This is a genomic window from Polaromonas sp. P4_H1 (genome assembly GCF_056400945.1).
In genome coordinates, this window is sequence record NZ_JBFUKG010000008.1 from 55,336 (window position 1) to 76,776 (window position 21,441).

The following is a 21,441-nucleotide window of genomic DNA, read 5'->3' on the forward strand; positions in this document are numbered from 1 at the left end:
AGGGCCGGCTCAGTCCAGCTTGAGCTTGGCCGTATCGACCACTTTTTTATACACCTCGTACTCGGCCTTGATTTGCGCCGCAAACTGCTCGGGTGTGTTGGCAATGACCAGCGAGCCGGTGTCTTCAATGCGCTTGCGAACGGCCGGATCTTCCAGCGCCTTCTTCACGCCGGCGCTGACCTTGTCAATCACTTCTTTCGGCAGGCCCTTGGGTCCCACAATGCCGTAGTAGGCCATGCGGTTCACCGGCTCCAGCCCCACCTCCTTGAAGGTCGGCACATCGGGCAACACGGCCAGGCGCTGCGGTGCGGCCACCACGATCGGAATCAGGCGCTTTTGCTGGATGAATGGCAAGGCCGAAGGAATGTTGTCAAAAATGATGGGCACCTGGCCCGCCACCGTATCGTTCAAAGCCGGCCCCGCGCCGCGGTACGGAATGTGCGTCACAAACGTGCCGCTCAGGCTTTTGTACAGCTCCATCTGCAGGTGGCCAATGCCGCCCGTACCGGATGATGCAAACGAGTATTTTCCGGGGTTCTTCTTGAGTTCCGCTATAAATTCCTTGTAGTTCTTCGCGGGAAAGCTGGGGTGCACCGCAATGATGTTGGGGGTGGCGGCGATGTTGATGATGGGCGTGAAGTCCGTCAGCGGGTTGTAGGGGACTTTGGGGTTGATGGCCGGGTTGGCTGCGGTGGTGGACACCGTGGCCACGCCGAGCGAATAGCCATCGGGCACGGCGCGGGCTGTTTCAGTGGCGCCGATCACGCCGCCGCCGCCCGCCTTGTTCTCGACGATGACGGTCTGGCCCAGCGCCTTGCCCAGTGGCTCGGCAATCACACGCCCCACGATGTCGGTGGTGCCGCCCGGTGCAAACGGCACCTGCAGCTTGATGACCTTGTTGGGATACGCCTGCGACCATGCGGGGCCTGCCGTGACGGCCAGGGTAAGCGCATAAACAGCAGACAAGGCAAACAGATAACGACGTTGCATGGTGAAGTCCTTCAAAATCAAAACAGCTGGAATGGTATACGCAAGCCACGTGCCTGCCTGCTGTGGATTACGCATAAGGGCAAACCCGAACACCGCAGGCTTTGCGGTTATTCTCGGCGGGTGAACTACGCGCAACTTCTTTTTCCCGACTTTTCCCTGATTGTTTGTGGTTACCTGGTCTGCCGCTACACCGCGCTCAACCGCAAGGTGTGGGAGCAGGTGGAGAGCCTGGTCTATTACTTTCTGTTTCCGGTGTTGCTGTTCCAGTCGATCGTCAAAAGCCCGCTGGATCTGGGAGCCGCCTCCAGCCTGATCGGCGCGGGCCTGCTGCTGGGGCTGTCCGGCATTGCAATGGCCTACAGCCTGCCTTACCTCCCCTGGCTGGGCCGGCGTATAGACCCGCGCGAGCACGCGGGCAGCGCCCAGGTTGCCTTTCGCTTCAATTCCTTTATTGGCCTGGCCCTGGCAGACCGGCTGGCCGGTAGTGAGGGCCAGCAGCTCATCGCCGTGCTGATTGGCGTTTGCGTGCCGCTATTCAACGTGGCCGCGGTCTGGCCCATGGTGAGGCACGCCCGGCGCGGCTTCCTGCGCGAGCTGGTGCGCAATCCCCTGATCGTGGCCACTGCCACCGCCCTCGTGGCCAACCTGCTGGGCTTCACCCTGCCCATCTGGCTGGAGCCCACGGTCACGCGCATTGGCGCCGCATCACTGGCCCTGGGCCTGCTGGCGGCCGGCGCGGGCATGCAGTTTGCCCACCTGTCGCAAGCCAAGACACTGGCGGTCGCGGTGCTGTCGATACGCCATCTGCTGCTGCCGCTGGTAGCCCTGGGCCTGACGAAAGCCTGGGGGCTGTCGGCCGCGCAGAGCACCGTCCTGCTCGCGTTTTCCGCGCTGCCGACGGCCTCCAGCGCCTACGTGCTGGCGGCGCGCATGGGCTACAACGGCGGTTATGTGGCCGGCCTGGTGACCTTGTCGACCATGCTGGGCGTCGTGAGTTTGCCGTTTGCGCTGGGCGTGCTGCGCTAGGCGTAACACCCCTTCAGACAATGCAGTCCATGAATGCCCCCCTGCCACCACCGCGCGTCAAAATCACGCCGGACATGGAAACGGCCGGTACGCTACGGCCACTGGAGCTGCCTTTCGTGGTGGTGCTCCTTGCCGACCTGTCAGAGGGCCACTCGGACACGACGGCAACCGTCGACTACGCATCACGGTCCATGGCAGGCATCGACCGGGACAGCTTTTGCGAGTTCATGCGCGACAAGGCACCACGGCTTGCGCGTTCGGGCATCACATGGAAGGCGCTGGCCAATCTGGTGCTCAACGTAAAGACCAGCCCCGCGTTGTCGCTTCTGCTGCTGGACACCAGCAAACCGGAACTTTTGCAGGATCTGGGCCGCACGGGATTCATCGGTGACAGCCTTTTATTCAAGCGGATTCACCAAACCCAGTCGGGCACGTACGGGGGCCAACCCGCCAGCCTGTTGGTCAGCCTGCATGAATTCGGCAACGGTGCGGACGACCTTGTGCTGCTGTCGCGCCTGGCCCGGCTGGCGGCACAAACCCACACACCGCTGATTGCGCAGTCACCGTCCGCGCTGGCCAAAGAACCCGTTCGGCTGGGCTGCGAAGAAACGCGCTTCATTGCCCTGGTGAGGCCAAGACCGGCGGACGGCCACGCAGCTTGCTGGCTGACCGCGCTTGTTGCCAATGCCTTTTCGGTGCATGGCTGGCCTGTGGCACTCCAGGAAACCTCCCAGCTCAACCTTCTGGAGACACAACCCACGCAGCTGCCGCCGGGAGCCTCGCTGCCGCACCTGCTGGCTGCAACATGTTTTGCCCGGCATGTTCAGGCCATCCTGCGGCACAAAATCGGCAGCTTTCTGACCCGCAGCAACGTCGAAGCGTTTTTGCAAACCTGGCTTTCGCAATACGTGCTGCTGGACGACGACGCGCCACAGCAGGTCTGGGCCAGCATACCCTTGCAAGAGGCGCGCATTGTGCTGACCGACATGCCGGGCCATCCCGGCTCGTATCAAGCCACCTTGTTCATACGTCCCCGCTACGGGCTAACACCTCTTGCAGAGCCCATCCAGTTGCACATCACGCTGGCGTCATAGCGGGGCGAGCGCCCAGGCCACATGTTCACGCACCAACGCGCTGGGATGGTCTACACGGCTTTGGAGACCGCTCCGAATGGCTGTGGCGCCCGCATTCGCATGCAGCGCATTGCCCATGGCCACCGCCACATTGCGCAGCCAGCGCTCGTGCCCGATCCGCCGGATGACGCTGCCTTCGGTAAAGCGCAAGAATTCTTCCTCGGTCCAGGAAAACAGGGTCACAAGCTGCTGCCCCGTCAAACCCTGGCGCTCGTCAAAATCAGGCAGGGCGCTGCGTTGCGCGAACTTGTTCCAGGGGCAAATCAGCTGGCAATCGTCGCAGCCGTAGATGCGGTTACCCATCAAGGGGCGCAGTTCCAGCGGAATGGATCCGGCGTGTTCTATGGTCAGGTAGGAAATGCAGCGCCGGGCGTCGAGCTTGTACGGCGCAATGATGGCCCGCGTGGGGCAGATGTCGATGCAGGCGCTGCAGGTGCCGCAATGCGGTGCGACCGGTGCGCTGGGCGGCAGTGCCAGGTCCACATAGATTTCGCCAAGAAAAAACATCGAGCCCGCCTCGCGGTTGAGCAGCAGTGTGTGCTTGCCGCGCCAGCCCTGGCCGCTGCGGGCAGCCAGCTCAGCCTCCAGTACCGGCGCCGAGTCAGTGAAGGCGCGGTGGCCGAGTTTTTCGACGTGCGCGGCAATCCGCTCGCCGAGTTTTTGCAGGCGGGCACGCATGATCTTGTGGTAGTCGCGGCCCCGGGCATACACCGAGACGATACCTTCGGTGGGCCGCCCGAGCCGGCTGAACTCGATGGCCTGCCATTCACCCGGCACCGCCGACGTGGCGGCCGGTAAATAATCCATGCGTGCCGTGATGACGCTCACGGTACCGGGAATCAGTTCAGCCGGCCGCGCCCGTTTCAGCCCGTGCGCTTGCATGTAATGCATGTCACCATGAAAGCCTGCGGCCAGCCAGGCTGATAATCCAGGTTCCGCTGATGACAAATCGACACCGGCCACGCCAATTTGCGAAAATCCAAGCTCGCGCGCCCAAGTCTGAATTTGATTTACAAATTGATGATTGAATTGATGACTGTTCAGGTCCACCCGCTGATTGTAAAAAACATTGTCTGGCAGGACGAGGCCGCAACCCTTGTCTTTGCGCAGGCATTGGCGCGGCAACCGGCGATCGGGCAGGCGCTGATTGAGCTGCAAGGCGACCTCGGGGCAGGCAAAACCACGTTTGTGCGCCACCTGCTGGGGGCCCTCGGTGTCAAGGGCCGCATCAAAAGCCCCACCTATGCCGTGGTGGAGCCCTACACCTTGCCCTCTTCCGGCATGAATCCCTCGGGCCTGTCGATCTGGCACTTTGACTTTTACCGCTTCAATGATCCGCGGGAATGGGAAGAAGCCGGTTTCCGCGACATCTTTGCCAGCCCCGGGCTCAAGCTGGTCGAGTGGCCCGAGAAAGCGGGCGTCCATTTGCCGCCGCCCGACCTGCTGCTCAAGATGGAGGTGCTGAGTGACACGTCCCGTTCAGTCACAGCGACAGCTCACAGCGCCATCGGCGCAAAACTGCTGGCATGATGAATAAAAGCGGTCGCCACTTCAACCGGCGCAGCGCCTTGCAGCTGGGCGGCGTGGTTTTGTTGCTGGGCGCGCAGCACATCGCCCGCGGCGCCACCATCGTCGCCGTGCGCGTCTGGCCGGCCAAAGACTACACCCGGGTCACCATCGAGTCCGACGGTGAAATCAAGGCCCGGCAGTTCTTTGTGGCCGAGCCGCCGCGCCTGGCCGTTGACATTGAAGGCATAGACCTGATTCCGGCCCTGCGCGAGCTGGTGGCCAAGGTGAAATCGGACGACCCCAATATTTCAGGAATTCGTGTCGGACAAAACGCACCAGGCGTGGTGCGGCTGGTGATTGACCTGAAGCAGGCCATGCTGCCGCAGGTCTTCACGCTGCCGCCCGTGGCGGCTTACCAGCACCGGCTGGTGCTGGACCTGTACCCGGCGCAGGCCATCGACCCACTGGAGGCCCTGATCGCCGAGCGACTGGCCGACAAACAGGCCGGCGCCGGCTCATCCACGAGCGCAGCCCCCGACCCGCTGGGCGAGTTGATCGCCCGTCAGACCGGACGAGCCCCATCGGGCGCAGTGGCCGGTGGCGACAAGCCATCGGGCAGCCCACCGCTGGCTGGCTCTGCAGACGACCGCTTGCCCTTGCCCGCCGCCCGGCCGCCTGGCGACATGGCGGCCGCTGGCAAGGGGCGGACCGAAGGCAAGACAGACCGGCTCGTCATCGTGGCGCTGGACCCGGGACATGGCGGCGAGGACCCCGGCGCGGTCGGGCCCGGCGGCACGCGCGAGAAAGATGTGGTGCTGCAAATCGCGCATCGCCTGCGCGACCGCATCAACCAGCAACCGAACATGCGCGCCTACCTCACGCGCGATGCCGATTTTTTTGTGCCGCTGCACATCCGCGTGCAAAAAGCGCGCCGCGTGCAGGCCGATCTTTTCATCAGCATCCATGCGGACGCCTTCTTTACCGCCCGCCCGCAAGGCGCCAGCGTGTTTGCCTTGAGTGACAAGGGCGCCTCCAGCAGCGCCGCGCGCTGGCTGGCCGAGAAGGAAAATTCCGCCGACCTCGTGGGCGGCGTCAATGTGAAGGCCCGGGACGTGCAGGTCCAGAAGGCCCTGCTGGACATGAGCACCACCGCGCAGATCAATGACAGCCTCAAGCTGGGCAGCGCCATGCTGGGCGAGATCGGCCATGTCGGCAGGCTGCACAAGCCGCGGGTCGAGCAAGCCGGTTTCGCGGTGCTCAAGGCGCCCGACATTCCCAGCGTGCTGGTAGAAACCGCCTTCATCAGCAATCCGGAGGAAGAAGCCCGGCTGCGCAGCGATGACTACCAGATCCAGCTCGCGGATGCGCTGATGCGCGGCATCAGCCGCTACTTTGCCAGGAACCCGCCACTGGCGCGGAGTCGCGCGCTGTAATCCGTCCCCACAGACGACCTGGCCGGGGGTTTGTGCAGTCCCAACCGACAGCCAGCGACGCCCCTCTCCTACAGCTCCAGACCCTTCGCCGCCCTACATTGAAGGTACAGGCAAACGCCAAGGCAAAGCAAAGCAACGTGAAGAGACATGGATGTCGGTCGTGAAAGAGCCTGAAACTCTTAACAAAGGTATCTCTATGAATGCGAAACTCTTGATGTCGGCGGTAGCGGCTTGCCTGATTGCCCTGACCGGTTGCGGAACCAATCCCACCAATGCCCAAATCGGTACCGCCACGGGTGCAGTCATTGGCGGCGTAGCCGGCAGTGCCGTGACCGGCGGAAGCACGATCGGAACAGTGGGCGGCGCTGCCGCAGGTGCGTTGATCGGTAACGAGATCGGCAAAAACCGCTAAATAACAAGCCGTTGCCCTGTTGACGCGCTGTTGCGGGGTAAGCCGGCCCGCCTGCAAGCACCTGATGAACGGGGCAGATGGGCGGGCCAGTTCAGAGCGGATGGATCAGCGGGTTGAGGATCCTCTCGCTGCCATATACACAAAAGACACAAAGACAAGACCCAAAGACACAAAGACACAAAGGCGGCTCCTGAATTTCAGCGAGTCGCCTTCTTCTTGTTTGCCAATCGACCAGCTTTACAGCGTGCCGCGCGCCCATGGTCCCCAGATCGCAAAGGTAATACCCGGTGTCTGGATGTTGACGAACAGCGTCTGTCCCTTGGCATCGAAACAGGCGCCTGCGAATTCGCGATCGCGGTAGTCTTCCGGCACAACTTTCTTGCCGGAGCTGGTGATGTCCTGCGGCGTCAGGATGACATTGTTTTTCGCAAAAATGTAGCTTGCGCCGTTTGACATCAGGCCCATCAGACGATCGCCGAATCCGAACTCGTCCGCCACGCCACCACCGTCTTCGCACAACAGCACGCCGCCGCGAGGGCTGACGGTGATGTTGTCGGGGTTGTTGCCCGCAATAGCACTGCCGGACACGAAAACCGCCTTCAAACGCATCGTCGCCAGATCGAGCTCCCACACTGCACCCTCACCGCGTCCTGGCCGGCCGCCGGCATCCCTGCCCGTCGAGGTATCGACGAAATACATCTTGCGGTTGAAGTACCACGCACCTTCGCCGCGGCTCATACGCAGCGCGCCCTGGTCCCAGGCCTGCACAAAGGGGCCGGCAGCGAGGCCGGACGCATCCGGCACAAGGTACACCTGCGGGTCGGCGTCCGGATACTGGATGTTGACCCATTCCAGCTCGTACGTGTCACCCAGCGTTGCAACAATCAGGCTCGTTTTTGGTTGGCCTTTGACGCGCGCCGCCTGCAAAGTGCCGCCCTGCGCCAGAGCCCCCGGCTGCATGCTGGTATTGCGCGGGATAAAACGATACAGGCCCGACTTGTTGCGGTCATCCTGCGTCAGGTAAACAATGCTGGTGGCGGGATCGACTGCGACCGCTTCATGGCTGAAACGGCCCATTTCAACAATCGGCTGGCCTGTTGTCTGTGACGGGTCGGCTGTGACTTCGAAAACATAGCCGTGCTTTCTTCCGCCCACTGAAGTACGGTCCGCGATGGTTTCCTCGCAGGTCAGCCAGGTGCCCCATGGCGTGACGCCACCGGCACAGTTGACCAGCGTACCGCCAAGGCTCGGCACGGTGAGGGCCGGTTCCGAGGTGCCGTGCCGGAAAGTGATGTTGGTGGTTCCGCCTTGAACCTGGCTGCGGTCATACTGCGCGCCCGCACCGATGACTTCTGCGCCCTCACCCAGCTCGTGATTACGGATCAGCACGATTTCGGGGCCCTTTGGCCCGTTACGTTCTGCGACGACAGCCATACCGTCATGGCCGCGTGGCGTCGGCTGCCCGTTGGCCATCAGATCACCCGTCCATGACAGGCTGCGATAGCTGAATCCGGCGGGAAGCTGGAGCAGTTCCAACCCGGTACTCAGGTCCCTGCTTGGACGAATCGGACCATAAGGGCCGACGATCGATGATGGCGCTGGCTGCGCGGCGTCGGCGCGTTGTGCTGCAAAGGCCTGCAGCGTTGCGACGAACGGGATAGCGACAGCGGCCGTGCCGCCCTTCAAAAGACTGCGACGCGACGCATTGATGGTGTCTTCCATACGTTTCTCTCCGGGGTGTTTTTGGGACAATTCCCGATTCGATAAAAACACAGGCAGATGAAGTTGCTGTGACAGCATTGGCACCTCGCTGGCACCTCTTGTCAATGAAAGATCAACGCAAGATCAACGGAAGCACCCTGGCGCAATTGACAGTCACAATCGCTAAACGGACCACCGACGGACGACGGGATCGCGGCATCTGACCGTAGCGCTGCCCGCGAACCACCCCATTGATGAAAATCCCGTCATAGGGACATTGCCCGGGTTGACGCGCCCGGGTTATTTCTCACCCGCAGGCAAGGCCGGATTCACACAGGATTGCCGGAAACTTCAGCTTGCCGCACTGGCGTTGCGTCTGGCTTTCCACGCGCCATACAACACAAACAAGCCCGGAATCAAAATCATGGCCCAGATGATCTTGCCAGGTGCGTCTTCACAAACGGCACATTACCGAAAAAATAACCCGCCGTGACAATGGCGCCCACGCAGAGCGCCCCTCCCGCGATGTCGTACAGCGTGAATTCGCGGCGCGGCACATCAGGACCAGGCGCCGGGTAAGCCAAACGCGCAGGGCGCCTGCTTGACCCTGGCCTGCACTTGTACCCGTGTCGGCGGTACACAGCCGCGGCGCATGACGCAAAGGCTGGCGCTGGCAAGGGCATGCGCGAGCAGCCTGCGGCCCGCCGCGTCGTCCAGCGGCGCCCGCACAGCGGCAGCCGCAGCCAAGCCTCGCCCCATCTCATCTGGCGTTAGCAATGCGGCCAGCATGCCGGCTAGAAAGCAGTCGCCGGCACCCACGGTATCGACCACCTCCAGCGGTCGGGATTCGCGCGCCCGCCACTGCTGGCCGTCGCGCGTGAGCAGGCAGGCGCCCTGCGCACCGAGCGTCAGCACCAGCAGGCGGGCCGACGTCGCGTCCAGCAGGTGCTGGGCGCGCGCCAGCGCATCTCCTCCTGGCGTTGCGAGGTGCTCAAGGTCTTCGTCGCTGACCTTGAGCACGTCGGCCTGCTGCATCACGGCCTGGACATGGCGCCGGTACGCCTCCAGGTCCGGCATCACCGAGGGGCGCAGGTTGGCATCCACCACCACCAGCGTGCCCGCTTCACGCTGCGTGYGCAGCCAAGGCAGGTAGTGCTGGGCATCCTCCGGCGCCAGCGCCAGCGCCCCGGTGCAGACCATCTGCAGCGCCGGCGCTTGCCGGCACGACTGGATCAGCCGTTCCGCCGAGATCGCACGGTCCGCCACACCCTCACGGTAAAAGGCATAGTCGGGGTGACCCTTGTCGTCCACCCCCACCAGCGCCAGCGAGGTGCTTTGCATCACCGGCTGCGGATGGGCCAGCTGCACGCCGTCGCTGACGAGGGCCGCCGCCAGTTGGCGGCCGAAGCGGTCTCCCGACAGGGGGTTGAGGTAAAGCGTGCCAATGTCCTGTCTGGCCAGCGCCCGCGTCAGGTTGAAGACCGCGCCGCCAATGCAGGGCTCGTAGCGCCCGTCGGGCTGCAGGATCAAATCGATGAGCGCTTCGCCGGCCGTGGCCACCTGCGGAGTTTTATCAGGGTTTTCCATAATTAGAGGGTTTTCCATAACTAAAACAACTTGATTTAGTAACTACAGCGCCACTATAGTTCCCTCAAGCCCATTGGTAATGGGTACTTTCCCCCGGTCGCAAGCCCTGACCCCGACCATAGACATCAAATCAAGCCGGAGACAACTCGCATGAAACCAGCCATCGCCCGTACCGCCACCCGTCTCGCGCTGTCCAGCCTCGCGCTGGTCGCAGCCTCCGCATTCGCTGCGGGCGAGCCGGTGATCGGACTGATCACCAAAACCGAAACCAATCCCTTCTTTGTCAAAATGAAAGAAGGGGCCGAGGCCGAGGCCAAAAAACTCGGTGCCAAGCTGCTGACCGCGGCCGGAAAATCCGACGGCGACACCGCAGGCCAGATCACCGCCCTTGAAAACATGGCAGCTGCCGGTGCCAAGACCATTTTGATCACCGCCAGTGGCGATGCCATCGCCCCCACCGTCAAGAAACTGCAGGCCAAGGGCGTGCAGGTGATCGCGCTGGACAGCCCCTTTGCCGGCGCCGACGCGCTGTTTGCCACCGACAACTACCAGGCCGGCGTCCTGGTGGGTCAGTACGCCAGGGCGGCACTGGCCGGAAAACCCGCCCGGATTGTCACGCTCGACCTGCTGCCCGGCCATCCGGTGGGCGCGCAGCGGCACAACGGCTTCATGAAGGGTTTTGGCCTGCCCGCGGCAGACGCCAAGTCCAACGAACTGTCGCGGGACCCTGCCGTGGTGTGCATGGCCGACAGCTTTGGCGACCGGGCCAAGAGCCAGACCGCGATGGAAAACTGCCTGCAGAAAAATCCCGACATCAACGTGGTCTACACCATCAACGAGCCCGCCGCTGCTGGCGCGTTCAACGCACTGAAGAAGGCCGGCAAGGAAAAAGGCGTGCTGATCCTGTCCGTTGACGGCGGCTGCCAGGGCATCAAGGACCTGGCGGCCGGCATGATCACCGCCACCTCGCAGCAATACCCGCTGAAGATGGCGGCACTGGGCGTGGAGGCGGGCGTGAAATACGCCAAGGGCGGCCAGAAGTCCTCGGGCTACACCGACACCGGCGTCACCCTGATCGCGGCCAGGCCGGTCAGCGGCGTGGACAGCAAGGACATCAAGACGGGCATGGACCTTTGCTGGGGCGCCAAATGACCCGGCAATTGCCCGAAGCAGATCTTGGGTTGGCGGGACCGCCTGAGCGCACCCCCGTTCCTTCCATCACTTCGAGGGGCTCACCGATGAATTCAACTTCACGCCACATCCCGTGGGGGGCTCTCGGCCCCTGGCTGGCCCTGCTGGCCACCTGCATCTTTTTTACCACCCAGTCAGACCGCTTCCTGACCGGTGAAAACCTGTCCCTGGTGCTGCAGCAGGTGATGGTTGTGGGCATCCTGGCCATCGGCCAGACCCTGATCATCCTGACTGCCGGCATCGACTTGTCCTGCGGCATGGTCATGGCACTGGGCAGCATGATCATGACCAAGTTCGCGGTGAACTACGGCATCAACCCCTATCTGGCCATTGTCTGCGGGCTGGCGGTCACCACCGGCTTTGGACTCATCAACGGCCTGCTGGTCACCCGCGTCAAGCTGCCCCCTTTCATCGTGACGCTGGGCACCCTGAACATCGCGTTTGCCATCACCCAGATTTACTCCAACGCGCAAATCATTTCCAATCTCCCGGATGAAATGACCGCCCTGGGCAACACCTTCAGCCTGGGCAGCACCGAAGTCAGTCTCGGGACGGTCACGATGATTGCCCTGTACGCCCTCGCATGGTTCGTGCTGCGGGACACCGCACCGGGCCGCCACCTGTACGCCGTGGGCAACAACGCTGAAGCCGCGCGCCTGACCGGCATCCGGGTCGACCGCGTGCTGGTGACCGTGTATGCGCTGGCGGGGTTTTTTTACGGCATCGCCGCCCTGTTGTCGGTCGCGCGCACCGGCGTGGGCGACCCCAACGCCGGGCAGACCGAAAACCTGGATGCCATCACCGCCGTGGTGCTGGGCGGCACCAGCCTGTTTGGCGGGCGCGGCATCATCCTGGGCTCGCTGGTGGGTGCGGTGATTGTGGGCGTGTTCCGCAATGGCCTGACGCTGATGGGCGTCGCCTCCGTTTATCAAACGCTGATCACCGGCATCCTGGTGATCCTTGCAGTTGCTGCTGACCAAATGTCGCGCAAGGGGCCCCGCTGATGAATACCACCACATCACCCAACCAATTCACCAGCCATTCACCCGACGCCTCCGCGCCCCTGGTGATGCAGGCCAAGGGACTGGTCAAGCGCTACGGCCAGGTGACTGCACTGGACGGCACCGACTTTGAGCTGCGCGCCGGTGAAATCCTGGCGGTGATCGGCGACAACGGCGCCGGCAAGTCCTCCCTGATCAAGGCCTTGTCGGGGGCGACCGTGCCCGATGAAGGCGAGTTGCTGCTGGACGGCAAACCGGTGCGCTTCAAGTCCCCCATCGATGCACGCCGGGCCGGCATAGAGACCGTCTACCAGGACCTGGCCGTTGCCCCGGCCATGAGCATTGCCGAAAACCTGTTCCTCGGCCGCGAGCTCATCAAGACCAAAGGCCTTGGCAAGCTGCTGCACCTGCTCGACAAGAAGCAGATGCTGGAGCAGGCCATTGCCCGCATGCAGGAGCTCAAGGTCGGAATTCGCTCGATGACGCAAGCGGTCGAGACACTCTCCGGCGGCCAGCGCCAGTGCGTGGCCGTGGCGCGCGCCGCTGCCTTCGCGCAGCATGTGGTGATCATGGACGAGCCCACGGCCGCGCTGGGCGTGAAGGAAGGCAACATGGTGCTGCAGCTGATTCGCCGCGTGCGCGACAAGGGCCTGCCCGTGATCCTGATCAGCCACAACATGCCGCATGTATTCGAGGTGGCGGACCGCATCCATATCCAGCGCCTGGGCCGGCGTGCGGCCGTCGTCAACCCCAAAACCATCAGCATGAGCGATACCGTCGCCGTGATGACCGGCGCCAAGACGGCCGAAGAACTACCGCAGGCCGCGCTGGCCTGAACGCCTGTTCGCACTCAACGTGACCATGAGATTGCCCCATGCTTAAAGGCATCGACCCCCTCCTCACCCCCGAGTTGCTCAAGCTGCTGGCCGAAATGGGCCACGACGATGCGCTCGTGCTGGCCGACGCCAACTTCACCGCGATGAGCCTGGGAGAAGGCAAGCCCGTGCTACGCCTGCCCGGCCACGGCATGGCGCGGACGGCGCAGGCCGTGATCTCCCTGCTGCCCCTGGCCGAAGATGTGGACCACCCGGTGGCCTACATGCAGGTCAGTGGTACCGAGGCACCTTACTGCTCGGGATTGCAGCGCGAGGTGCTGGCGCAGCTGGCGCCGAACCTGCTGGCGCATCAGCAGGCCGAAGCCATCGAACGCCATGCCTTCTATGACCGGGTGCGCCGGGCCTATGCCATCGTGGTGACAGGTGAGCTGCAGCCCTTTGGCAACTTCATCCTGCGCAAGGGCGTGATCGGCGAGAATCTGCGGCCATGACACGAGCCAGCGCTTCACCCGCCCCCGGAGCCATTTCCCCTGCGCCGCCGCGCTTGCTGCGTCCGCGCGGCTCCAATCAGGTGGGCATGCGCCAGTTCAACGAGCGCGTGGTGCTGCAGGCCCTGCGCCTGCACGGGAGCCTGCCCAAAGCCGACCTGGCCCGCCTGACCGGCCTGACCGCCCAGACCATAGGGCTGATCACGGCCCGGCTCGAGGAAGACGGCCTGTTGATCCGTCAGGACCGCGTGCGTGGACGGATCGGCCAGCCGTCGGTGCCCCTGGCGCTGAATCCGGACGGCGCCTTTTCTGTCGGTATCAAGATAGGCCGGCGCAGCACCGACTCCCTGCTGGTGGACTTCACCGGCAAAGTCCGGCAGCGGCTGTCGGTGACCTACCCTTTTCCCGAGGCCGGTACGCTGATTCCCACCATAGGCCAGCACCTGCGCACCCTGCGCGAGCAGCTCGGTCCGCTGACCCCGCGCCTGGTCGGGGTCGGCGTCGCCGCACCGTTCCAGTTCGGCGGCTGGCACCGGATGCTGGGGCTGTCGGACGACCAGTCGGACGCCTGGAACCGCATCGACCTGGGCACTGAAGTCCAGGCCATGGCCGACCTGCCGGTGAACTTTGCCAAGGACACATCGGCCGCCTGCGTGGCCGAACTGGTGGCCGGCCGCGGACGCGACCTGAAGAGTTTTCTGTACCTGTTTGTGGACACCTTTGTTGGCGGGGGCTTGGTCATCAACTCCCACCCCCATGCCGGTATCCATGGCAACGCCGGTGCCGTGGCCTCGCTACCCCTGCAGGTGGCGCAGGGGCCCGACGCGCCGCCCCAACTGATCAGCCAGGCCTCGCTGTGGGAGCTGGAGCAGCGCCTGGTGGCACACGGGCTGGACCCGGCCGCGGCCTACGACGAGCGGGCCCTGCTGCCCCCGTTTGACCAGGAGACCAGCGCCTGGGTGGCCAGTGCCGCGAATGCGCTGGCCCACTGCGTGGTCAGCGCCACGGCCTTCCTGGACATTGATGCCGTGGTGATGGACGGCTCGTTCTGCCGGCCCCTGTTGCTGCAGCTGATCGAGCGCACCCGTGAAGCCTTGGGCCGCTACAACTGGGAAGGCCTGTGGCCAGCCACGGTGATCGCCGGCGACATGGGCCCGGACGCCCGCGCGCTGGGCGGCGCCCTGCTGCCATTGCACGCCAACTTTGCACCCGATCCGGACCTGTTTCTCAAGGTCGGCGGCTGAGCCGGGCCGAGCCGGGGTGCCTCAGGCCTGCGACGCCTGGCGGCGGGCCTTCCACGCGCCATACAACACAAACAAGCCCGGAATCAGAATCATGGCCCAGATGATCTTGTCCAGGTGCGTCTTCACAAACGGCACATTACCGAAAAAATAACCCGCTGTGACAATGCCCCCCACCCAGAGCGCCCCTCCCGTGATGTCGTACAGCGTGAATTTGCTGCGCGTCATCTGCGACACACCGGCCACGAAAGGGGCAAAAGTCCGCAGAAAAGGCATGAAGCGCGCTGCAATGATGGTGATGCCGCCATAGCGCTCGTAGAAGGCGTGCGCCTGGTTGAAGGCTTTTTTGTTGAAGAATTTTGAATCTTCCCACTGGAACACCTTGGGCCCGAAGTAATGGCCGATGGTGTAGTTGGACTGGTTGCCCAACACCGCTGCCGCAAACAGCAGCCCCAGCGTCAGCGGATAGCTCATCAGGCCCACGCCGCACATCGCGCCCACCACAAACAGCAGCGAGTCGCCGGGCAAAAACGGCATGACCACTACGCCGGTTTCCACAAAAATAATCAGGAATAACAGGGCGTAGACCCATGCACCGTAGCTGGTGACAAAGACTTCCAGATGCTTGTCGACGTGAAGGATGAAATCGATGAGAAAGGTAACTAGTTCCATGCCGGGGATTTTGACAGGTATGAAACCGTCCCCACGGGGGGGGGTCGGCGCAGCCGGCTGGTGCCGGAACCCGTGCTTCAGCGGCCGCCCGCTCGCGTCATGACATGCGTCAGGCCCTTGCCGGGTACATAGATATAGCCATAGCTCAGGCCGCTGCTGGTTTTCCAGCCGTACTGCACGGCGCCAGGCACGCCCTCATACGTGCATGAGAGTTTTTCAATTTCGACCGTCGAGGTCTCGTTGCGCACGCCTCGCGGCGAAAAATAGCTGGTGTTGTAGCGGCGCGTCTGGCCTTGCGCCCACACCCCGACCGGAAACTTGCCTTCGTTGACGGCGTTGCCAAAACGCTGGTCGTACACGCGGCCAATGGCCGTGCGGTCGGGCGTCAGCGCAAAGCGCTCGTGCGCACGCGGCACCTTGCGCTCGTAGATTTCATATACCGTGCCGCCCTGGCCCTCCCATGACATTGGCCCTTTGAGCGCGGCTTCACCCTTGCCCAGCGAGCCGTCCGGCAGCTCGTCCACAAAAGGATACGCCCGGTCGACCGGCGCAAAAACCAGTTCGCGGGTTTCTGTCATCGGGTTGCCGGTGAGCAGCTCCACGGGCAAAAAACGCTCCTTAACACTTTCGTCGTGCACGCACACGGGCGCCTGGGCGCTTTGCGCCAGGGCCGCCGTGCCGGCAAGCAGGAGCAGGGGGATCAAGGCGGTGGGAACAAGTAATTTTGACAACATGGCTTCCTTTGGATTCTTGGAGTTAGCAGGCAGGTTTGGCAGGACTGCAAACTGCGTTAGGGTGCAGGCAACAGAATATTACAACTTGCGCAAACAAGCCCTTGATGCCCAGCCCTTGGTTCCTTGGTTCCTTGGTTCCTTGGTTCCTTGGTTCCTCGGTCCTTGGTTATTACCAGGCTCTGCAGCCTTTCCCATCGAAAAAAAGGTGACCCTCTAAAATCCCAGGCAATGAGCACTCCGACCCCCCGCCGCCCCATTCGCGAACTCCCCGACGAGCTGATCAGCCAAATTGCGGCGGGCGAAGTGGTCGAACGGCCTGCCTCTGTGGTGCGCGAGCTGGTAGACAACGCGCTGGATGCCGGAGCCACGCAGGTGACGGTGCGGCTGCTGGCGGGCGGCGTGCGGCTGATTCTGGTGGAAGACGACGGCCAGGGCATTCCGCGCGAGGAATTGCCGGTCGCCCTCAGGCGCCACGCCACCAGCAAGATCGCCTCGCTGCAAGACCTGGAAGCCGTCGGCACCATGGGCTTTCGCGGCGAGGCGCTGGCGGCCATCAATTCGATTGCCGACATGAGCCTGCTGTCGAGAACGCCCGATGGCGCCACCGGGAATGCTGGCGAGGCCGCCCATGCCTGGCAGCTCGATGGCCGCACCGGCGAGTTGAAGCCGGCCGCGCGCTCCCGGGGCACCAGCGTGGAGGTGCGCGAGCTCTTTTACGCCACCCCGGCGCGCCGCAAGTTTCTGAAAACCGACGCCACCGAACTGGCCCATTGCATTGAAGCCGTGCGCCGCCATGCGCTGGTGCGGCCCGACGTTGGCTTTGCCATCTGGCACGAGGGCAAGCTGGTCGAACAATGGCGCGCCTGCCACGGCGAGCCGGCCGCGGCCCACGCGCAGCGTCTGGCCGATGTGCTGGGCAGCGACTTTGTCGAGCAATCCGTCGCAGTCCATTACGAAAGCGCGGCGCGGCGGGCCGACGGGCTGCCCGCGGTGCGCGTGTGGGGCCGCGCCGGCATTCCGGATGCCGCGCGCTCGCGGGCCGACCAGCAGTTTGCCTATGTCAATGGCCGCTATGTACGCGACAAGGTGCTGACCCATGCGGCGCGCAGCGCCTATGAAGACGTGCTGCACGGCCATCGCCAGCCGGTGTATGCGCTGTATGTCGAGATGGACCCGGCCCGCGTCGACGTGAACGTGCATCCCACCAAAATCGAAGTGCGCTTTCGCGACAGCCGCGAGGTGCATCAGGCGGTGCGCCACGCGACCGAAAACGCGCTGGCCGCGCCACGCTCGGCTGCTGCGGCCGGCCCCGACGGCGCTGCGGCCGAAGCGGCCTTCCCGCCGGTTTCCGGCGAATCTTCAGCATCAGGCTTCGGTAGTCCCGGTTTTGCCCAGAAATCGTGGGCACAACCAGCTATCAATTTCGCAGCGAACGGCGGCAGCCGTGCGTCGGACTTCGAAGCCATGTGGCCCGCGCCAATGCAGCCGGGCGGCCCAGCGGCAAGCAACAGCTTTTCACCCTCGCCGGCCAGCCCCCCTGCCGCCTATTCTGCTGGCCCGGTAGATACCCTGCCGCCCGGCGACTGGCCGCTGGGCCGCGCCATCGCCCAGCTGCAGGGCATTTACGTGCTGGCCGAGAACGCGCAGGGCCTGGTCATTGTGGACATGCACGCGGCCCACGAGCGCATCGTCTACGAGCGGCTGAAAAACCAGATGGACAGCAGCGAAGGCGCCCGCATCGCCAGCCAGCCGCTGCTGATTCCGGCCACCTTTGCCGCCAGCCCACAGGAAGTGGCCACCGCCGAAGCCTGCATCGAAACGCTGGCCACCCTGGGCCTGGAAATCACGCCGTTTTCCCCCAGGACCCTGGCTGTGCGTGCGGTGCCGACCAGCCTGGCGCAGGGGGACGCTGTGGAGCTGGCCCGCAGCGTGCTGGCCGAGCTGGCCCAGCACGACGCCAGCACCGTGATCCAGCGGGCCCAAAATGAGCTGCTCTCCACCATGGCCTGCCACGGCGCCGTGCGGGCCAACCGCAAGCTCACGACGGACGAAATGAATGCCCTGCTGCGCCAGATGGAAGCCACCGAGCGCTCCGACCAGTGCAACCACGGTCGACCCACCTGGCGGCAGGTGAGCATCCGGGAGCTGGACGCCCTGTTTCTGCGCGGGCGCTGAACTTTCCGACCGCCAACGTATCAGTTACCTTCATGAAACGCTGGCACCTCTTCGCTACCTTCTGCACGGCGCTGGCGTTGATGGTCGGCTGCGCCACGCTCGACGAAAAGCAGCGCGACTGGATTTTCCAGCCCAGCGACCGTACCTGGAGCGGAGGCGCCGCAGCCGCCGAAGGCATGGAGGACGTCTGGATCAAATTCAACTCCAGGATCAACGACCAGAACATCCGCCTTCATGGGCTGTGGCTGCCCGCCGACACGGACAGGGACAGGCCGGCAGCCGGCGAAGCACCGGTCATGCTTTACCTGCACGGCGCGCGTTACAACGTCACCGGCTCCGCCCCGCGCGTGCGGCGCATGCAGGAACTGGGCTTTTCGGTGTTGGCCATCGACTACCGCGGCTTTGGCAAAAGCACCCACGAGCTGCCTTCCGAGGCATCGGCCTACGAAGACGCCCGCGCCGCCTGGGACTGGCTGGCGCAAAAGTACCCGAACCGGCCCCGCTATATCTTCGGCCACTCGCTGGGCGGGCCCATTGCCATCAACCTGGCCAACGAAGTCACCGATGAAAGCGGCACGATCGTTGAAGGCACCTTCACCTCGATTGCCGACGTGGTGAGCAGTTCCAAATGGGGCTGGATGCCGCTGTCCCTGCTGATCACCCAGCGCTTTGAAGCCGTGCGCAAAGTGGGGCAGATCGGTTCGCCCCTGCTGGTGGTCCACGGTGGGGAAGACCGCCTGATCCTGCCCGACCTGGGGCGCAAGCTGTTTGACGCAGCGGCCGAGCCCAAGCTGTTCATGCTGGTCGAGGGCGGCTCGCACCACAACACCAACCTGGTCGGCCAGCCGCAATACCGGCAGGCGCTGGCACAGCTTTTCCATCTGCAATAAGCTGGCCGGCCGCAAAGTGCCCCCCGCCCCGGTATGGCTGCGGCACATAGGGGCCGAGCGTAGGGCCGCGTGCGCGGTGGAGCGTACGGCGGGCAATCTGATACCCTCAGACGGATGTCCGCCCCCTCCCGAAAAATGTCTTCAGATGCTGCGTCGCCCACTGCCGCCAGCCCTGTAGCGTCGCCGTCCATGTCGGCCGGCCTGATCGTGCTGATTTTGTCGATGCTGCTGGGCATTCAGCCGGTCACCACCGACCTGTACCTGCCCGCCCTGCCGGCGCTGACCGAAGGCTTTGGCGCCCCGATGTCGCAGGCGCAGCTCACGCTGAGTGCGCTGCTGCTGGCTTTCGGCGTCTCGCAGCTGATCTGGGGCCCGCTGTCCGACCGCTTCGGCCGGCGCCCCATCCTGTTGTGGGGCCTGGCCACTTACACGCTGGCCTCGATCGGCAGCACGCTGGCGCCTTCCATGGCGCTGCTGATCGTCTGGCGTGTTGTGCAGGGCGCGGCCATGGGCGCTGTCGTGATGTGCGCGCGCGCCATCATCCGGGACCTGTACCAGCCGCAGGAAGGCGCCCGCATCATGTCCAAGGGCCTGAGCGGCCTGGGTGTGCTGGCCTGCGTCAGCGCGCCGCTGGGCGGCCTGCTGTCGGAGTTTGGGGGCTGGCGCGTCGCGCTGATGGCCGTGGCCGTATTTGGCGCCTGCACCCTGACGCTGGTCGCCCTGCGCTTTGAAGAAACCCTGCGGCAGAAAAACCCACGGGCGCTGCATCCCGCCGCGCTGCGCCACACGTGGATGCATATCCTCGGCAACCCCACCTTTATGGTGTTTTCGGCGCTGTCCGCCGCCTCGTATGGCGGGCTGTTCACCTTTCTCGCCACGTCCTCATTTGTTTTCATCAAGGTGCTGGGGCTGAGCAAAACGCAGTACGGCCTGGTGATGTTTTCCATGTGCTTTTGCTACCTGACGGGCACCTTTATCTGCCGCCGTCTGCTGCCGCGTTTTGGCGTGCGCAAGTCGGTGGCGATTGCGGCAGGCCTGAGCCTGGCGGGCGGCACGCTGATGGGCGTCTTTGCCTGGGCCGGCCTGCACAACGTCTGGGCCATCATGCTGCCCTACTACCTCTTCATGCTGGCCCACGGCGTGCACCAGCCCTGCGGCCAGAGCGGCGCGGTGGGGCCCTTCCCGCATGCGGCAGGCGCAGCCTCGGCCATGAACGGCTTCCTGATGATGGTGGTGGCTTTTGGCATGGGCGGCTGGCTGGGCACACACATGGATGGCACCGTCCTGCCGCTGACCAACGGCGTGTGGTTCTGGAGCATCCTGATTGCCGCCAGCGCCTGGACCGTGGTGCAGAAATACGGAGAGCCTGCCCATGAGGCCGCCGCATGAACGAAGTGAAAAGCGTGGGGGCCACATACATTGCTCTCGCCGGGCCAACAGCCTCCGGCAAAACGGCCGCCGCCATGGCCATTGCGCGGCAGCATGACGTCGAGATCATCAGCGTCGATTCGGCGCTGGTCTACCGCGGCATGGACATCGGCACAGCCAAACCCACGGTCGATGAACTCGCGGCCGTGCCGCATCACCTGATCAATATCCGCGACCCCCTGCAGGCCTACAGCGCCGCCGAGTTTGTGGCCGATGCCCGGCACCTGATCAACGACATCGCCGCGCGCGGCAAGCTGCCGCTGCTGGTGGGCGGCACCATGCTGTATTTCAAGGCACTCTTTGACGGCCTGGACGACATGCCCAAGGCCGACCCGGCGGTGCGCGCCGAACTGGCCAGCGAAGCCGCCGCCAAAGGCTGGCCTGCGCTGCATGCCGAGCTCGCAACCGTTGACCCGGTCACCGCCGCCCGGCTGGCCCCCCATGACTCACAGCGTATCTCGCGCGCGCTGGAAGTGTTCCGGGTGTCCGGGCAGCCGCTGTCATTCTTTCATCGGCAAAACGCCGCAAAAACCATAGTTGATGGCGGCCGGGACGAGAAGACTGCACTCCTTGTTTCCCTTGAACCACAAGAGCGCAGCTGGCTGCACCACCGCATTGCCGAGCGCTTTGACGTCATGCTGGCGGCCGGTTTTCTCGAGGAAGTCAAAGCCCTGCGCGCGCGCGGCGACCTGACGCCGGATTTGCCGTCCATGCGCTGCGTCGGCTACCGCCAGGCCTGGGAATTGCTGGACGCGCAGGAGGCGCGCAGCCCCGGCGGCAGCTTCCCGATGAACGAGCTGCGCGACAAGGGCATCTTTGCCACGCGCCAGCTGGCCAAGCGCCAGATCACCTGGCTGCGCTCCATGCCGCAGCGCCACATCATCGCCTGCGATACCGACCAGGCGCTGCCGCTGGTTCTGCAGGCAGTGGCTCAACACATCGAAAAGTCCAGCCGATAGCCGGCTTGCTTGTGGTGACCGCCGGTGCCAGAATG

Annotated in this window: 20 protein-coding genes; 14 read left to right on the forward strand and 6 right to left on the reverse strand. The window is 64.1% G+C overall.

Going from position 1 to position 21,441, the window contains the following annotated elements; all coding sequences use genetic code 11:
- Nucleotides 1-9: 9 nt before the first annotated feature.
- Complete coding sequence (locus AC1DS5_RS11955) at nucleotides 10-990, reverse strand: tripartite tricarboxylate transporter substrate binding protein BugE (protein ID WP_477718480.1); 981 nt, start codon at nucleotides 988-990, stop codon at nucleotides 10-12.
- A 120-nt stretch (nucleotides 991-1,110) separates the two neighbouring features.
- Between AC1DS5_RS11955 and AC1DS5_RS11960 the strand changes: the two genes are divergently transcribed.
- On the forward strand, nucleotides 1,111-2,016 hold the full coding sequence (locus AC1DS5_RS11960; RefSeq protein WP_477718481.1) for an AEC family transporter: 906 nt from the start codon (nucleotides 1,111-1,113) through the stop codon (nucleotides 2,014-2,016).
- Between the two features lie 29 nt (nucleotides 2,017-2,045).
- On the forward strand, nucleotides 2,046-3,110 hold the full coding sequence (locus AC1DS5_RS11965) for a type VI secretion system contractile sheath domain-containing protein (RefSeq protein ID WP_477718482.1): 1,065 nt from the start codon (nucleotides 2,046-2,048) through the stop codon (nucleotides 3,108-3,110).
- Here AC1DS5_RS11965 and queG read toward each other — a convergent pair.
- Nucleotides 3,105-4,154 carry a tRNA epoxyqueuosine(34) reductase QueG gene (queG, locus tag AC1DS5_RS11970; protein WP_477718625.1) on the reverse strand — a complete coding sequence of 350 codons (1,050 nt, stop codon included), beginning with the start codon at nucleotides 4,152-4,154 and terminating at the stop codon, nucleotides 3,105-3,107. The two genes, AC1DS5_RS11965 and queG, sit on opposite strands and share 6 nt — an antisense overlap.
- A gap of 27 nt (nucleotides 4,155-4,181) precedes the next feature.
- Here queG and tsaE point away from each other — a divergent pair, with 27 nt between their 5' ends.
- From tsaE to AC1DS5_RS11985, 3 genes are all read left to right on the forward strand, one after another.
- The gene (gene tsaE, locus AC1DS5_RS11975; RefSeq protein WP_477718483.1) at nucleotides 4,182-4,679 is read left to right on the forward strand and encodes a tRNA (adenosine(37)-N6)-threonylcarbamoyltransferase complex ATPase subunit type 1 TsaE; all 498 of its coding nucleotides are present in this window, start codon (nucleotides 4,182-4,184) and stop codon (nucleotides 4,677-4,679) included.
- Nucleotides 4,676-6,091 (forward strand): N-acetylmuramoyl-L-alanine amidase, encoded by a 1,416-nt coding sequence (locus tag AC1DS5_RS11980; protein ID WP_477718484.1) that lies wholly within the window; start codon nucleotides 4,676-4,678, stop codon nucleotides 6,089-6,091. Before tsaE ends, AC1DS5_RS11980 begins: the two co-directional genes overlap by 4 nt.
- Nucleotides 6,092-6,287: 196 nt before the next feature.
- On the forward strand, nucleotides 6,288-6,503 hold the full coding sequence (locus AC1DS5_RS11985) for a glycine zipper 2TM domain-containing protein (RefSeq protein WP_477718485.1): 216 nt from the start codon (nucleotides 6,288-6,290) through the stop codon (nucleotides 6,501-6,503).
- Between the two features lie 237 nt (nucleotides 6,504-6,740).
- On the opposite strand, the gene AC1DS5_RS11990 is transcribed toward AC1DS5_RS11985, so the two are convergent.
- Both AC1DS5_RS11990 and AC1DS5_RS11995 read right to left on the reverse strand, forming a co-directional pair.
- Nucleotides 6,741-8,225, reverse strand: a complete 1,485-nt coding sequence (locus AC1DS5_RS11990; RefSeq protein WP_477718486.1) for a PhoX family protein — start codon at nucleotides 8,223-8,225, stop codon at nucleotides 6,741-6,743.
- Nucleotides 8,226-8,762: 537 nt separating this feature from the next.
- On the reverse strand, nucleotides 8,763-9,791 hold the full coding sequence (locus AC1DS5_RS11995; RefSeq protein WP_477718487.1) for a PfkB family carbohydrate kinase: 1,029 nt from the start codon (nucleotides 9,789-9,791) through the stop codon (nucleotides 8,763-8,765).
- Between the two features lie 150 nt (nucleotides 9,792-9,941).
- Here AC1DS5_RS11995 and AC1DS5_RS12000 point away from each other — a divergent pair, with 150 nt between their 5' ends.
- The 5 genes from AC1DS5_RS12000 to AC1DS5_RS12020 all read left to right on the forward strand — a co-directional run bounded on the left by AC1DS5_RS12000 (nucleotide 9,942) and on the right by AC1DS5_RS12020 (nucleotide 14,551).
- Nucleotides 9,942-10,943 (forward strand): substrate-binding domain-containing protein, encoded by a 1,002-nt coding sequence (locus AC1DS5_RS12000; RefSeq protein WP_477718488.1) that lies wholly within the window; start codon nucleotides 9,942-9,944, stop codon nucleotides 10,941-10,943.
- Between the two features lie 86 nt (nucleotides 10,944-11,029).
- Nucleotides 11,030-11,986 (forward strand): ABC transporter permease, encoded by a 957-nt coding sequence (locus AC1DS5_RS12005; RefSeq protein ID WP_477718489.1) that lies wholly within the window; start codon nucleotides 11,030-11,032, stop codon nucleotides 11,984-11,986.
- The gene (locus tag AC1DS5_RS12010) at nucleotides 11,986-12,819 is read left to right on the forward strand and encodes an ATP-binding cassette domain-containing protein (RefSeq protein WP_477718490.1); all 834 of its coding nucleotides are present in this window, start codon (nucleotides 11,986-11,988) and stop codon (nucleotides 12,817-12,819) included. The genes AC1DS5_RS12005 and AC1DS5_RS12010 overlap by 1 nt, the downstream gene beginning before the upstream one ends.
- A 38-nt stretch (nucleotides 12,820-12,857) precedes the next feature.
- Nucleotides 12,858-13,310 carry an RbsD/FucU family protein gene (locus tag AC1DS5_RS12015; protein ID WP_477718491.1) on the forward strand — a complete coding sequence of 151 codons (453 nt, stop codon included), beginning with the start codon at nucleotides 12,858-12,860 and terminating at the stop codon, nucleotides 13,308-13,310.
- Nucleotides 13,307-14,551 (forward strand): ROK family transcriptional regulator, encoded by a 1,245-nt coding sequence (locus tag AC1DS5_RS12020; protein ID WP_477718492.1) that lies wholly within the window; start codon nucleotides 13,307-13,309, stop codon nucleotides 14,549-14,551. The genes AC1DS5_RS12015 and AC1DS5_RS12020 overlap by 4 nt, the downstream gene beginning before the upstream one ends.
- A 21-nt stretch (nucleotides 14,552-14,572) precedes the next feature.
- Here AC1DS5_RS12020 and AC1DS5_RS12025 read toward each other — a convergent pair whose 3' ends face one another.
- Together AC1DS5_RS12025 and AC1DS5_RS12030 are read right to left on the reverse strand one after the other, a co-directional pair.
- Nucleotides 14,573-15,220, reverse strand: a complete 648-nt coding sequence (locus AC1DS5_RS12025; protein WP_477718493.1) for a VTT domain-containing protein — start codon at nucleotides 15,218-15,220, stop codon at nucleotides 14,573-14,575.
- 77 nt (nucleotides 15,221-15,297) lie between these two features.
- Entirely contained in the window at nucleotides 15,298-15,954 is a 657-nt protein-coding gene (locus AC1DS5_RS12030; protein WP_477718494.1) for a hypothetical protein, read from the reverse strand.
- Nucleotides 15,955-16,182: 228 nt separating this feature from the next.
- Between AC1DS5_RS12030 and mutL the strand changes: the two genes are divergently transcribed.
- From mutL to miaA, 4 genes are all read left to right on the forward strand, one after another.
- Nucleotides 16,183-18,129, forward strand: coding sequence for a DNA mismatch repair endonuclease MutL (gene mutL, locus AC1DS5_RS12035; protein ID WP_477718495.1), 1,947 nt, complete (start codon nucleotides 16,183-16,185; stop codon nucleotides 18,127-18,129).
- Nucleotides 18,130-18,161: 32 nt separating this feature from the next.
- Entirely contained in the window at nucleotides 18,162-19,019 is an 858-nt protein-coding gene (locus tag AC1DS5_RS12040; RefSeq protein WP_477718496.1) for an alpha/beta hydrolase, read from the forward strand.
- Between the two features lie 135 nt (nucleotides 19,020-19,154).
- The gene (locus AC1DS5_RS12045) at nucleotides 19,155-20,408 is read left to right on the forward strand and encodes a multidrug effflux MFS transporter (protein ID WP_477718497.1); all 1,254 of its coding nucleotides are present in this window, start codon (nucleotides 19,155-19,157) and stop codon (nucleotides 20,406-20,408) included.
- Complete coding sequence (gene miaA, locus AC1DS5_RS12050; RefSeq protein WP_477718498.1) at nucleotides 20,405-21,406, forward strand: tRNA (adenosine(37)-N6)-dimethylallyltransferase MiaA; 1,002 nt, start codon at nucleotides 20,405-20,407, stop codon at nucleotides 21,404-21,406. The genes AC1DS5_RS12045 and miaA overlap by 4 nt, the downstream gene beginning before the upstream one ends.
- Nucleotides 21,407-21,441: the final 35 nt, after the last annotated feature.

Bases quoted from the DNA above. Each gene is read 5' to 3' on its own strand.
- AC1DS5_RS11955 (WP_477718480.1), bottom strand. From the start codon at position 990: ATGCAACGTCGTTATCTGTTTGCCTTGTCTGCTGTTTATGCGCTTACC.
- AC1DS5_RS11965 (WP_477718482.1), top strand. From the start codon at position 2,046: ATGAATGCCCCCCTGCCACCACCGCGCGTCAAAATCACGCCGGACATG.
- tsaE (WP_477718483.1), top strand. From the start codon at position 4,182: ATGACTGTTCAGGTCCACCCGCTGATTGTAAAAAACATTGTCTGGCAG.
- AC1DS5_RS11980 (WP_477718484.1), top strand. From the start codon at position 4,676: ATGATGAATAAAAGCGGTCGCCACTTCAACCGGCGCAGCGCCTTGCAG.
- AC1DS5_RS11985 (WP_477718485.1), top strand. From the start codon at position 6,288: ATGAATGCGAAACTCTTGATGTCGGCGGTAGCGGCTTGCCTGATTGCC.
- AC1DS5_RS11990 (WP_477718486.1), bottom strand. From the start codon at position 8,225: ATGGAAGACACCATCAATGCGTCGCGTCGCAGTCTTTTGAAGGGCGGC.
- AC1DS5_RS12000 (WP_477718488.1), top strand. From the start codon at position 9,942: ATGAAACCAGCCATCGCCCGTACCGCCACCCGTCTCGCGCTGTCCAGC.
- AC1DS5_RS12005 (WP_477718489.1), top strand. From the start codon at position 11,030: ATGAATTCAACTTCACGCCACATCCCGTGGGGGGCTCTCGGCCCCTGG.
- AC1DS5_RS12010 (WP_477718490.1), top strand. From the start codon at position 11,986: ATGAATACCACCACATCACCCAACCAATTCACCAGCCATTCACCCGAC.
- AC1DS5_RS12015 (WP_477718491.1), top strand. From the start codon at position 12,858: ATGCTTAAAGGCATCGACCCCCTCCTCACCCCCGAGTTGCTCAAGCTG.
- AC1DS5_RS12020 (WP_477718492.1), top strand. From the start codon at position 13,307: ATGACACGAGCCAGCGCTTCACCCGCCCCCGGAGCCATTTCCCCTGCG.
- AC1DS5_RS12025 (WP_477718493.1), bottom strand. From the start codon at position 15,220: ATGGAACTAGTTACCTTTCTCATCGATTTCATCCTTCACGTCGACAAG.
- AC1DS5_RS12030 (WP_477718494.1), bottom strand. From the start codon at position 15,954: ATGTTGTCAAAATTACTTGTTCCCACCGCCTTGATCCCCCTGCTCCTG.
- mutL (WP_477718495.1), top strand. From the start codon at position 16,183: ATGAGCACTCCGACCCCCCGCCGCCCCATTCGCGAACTCCCCGACGAG.
- AC1DS5_RS12040 (WP_477718496.1), top strand. From the start codon at position 18,162: ATGAAACGCTGGCACCTCTTCGCTACCTTCTGCACGGCGCTGGCGTTG.
- AC1DS5_RS12045 (WP_477718497.1), top strand. From the start codon at position 19,155: ATGTCTTCAGATGCTGCGTCGCCCACTGCCGCCAGCCCTGTAGCGTCG.
- miaA (WP_477718498.1), top strand. From the start codon at position 20,405: ATGAACGAAGTGAAAAGCGTGGGGGCCACATACATTGCTCTCGCCGGG.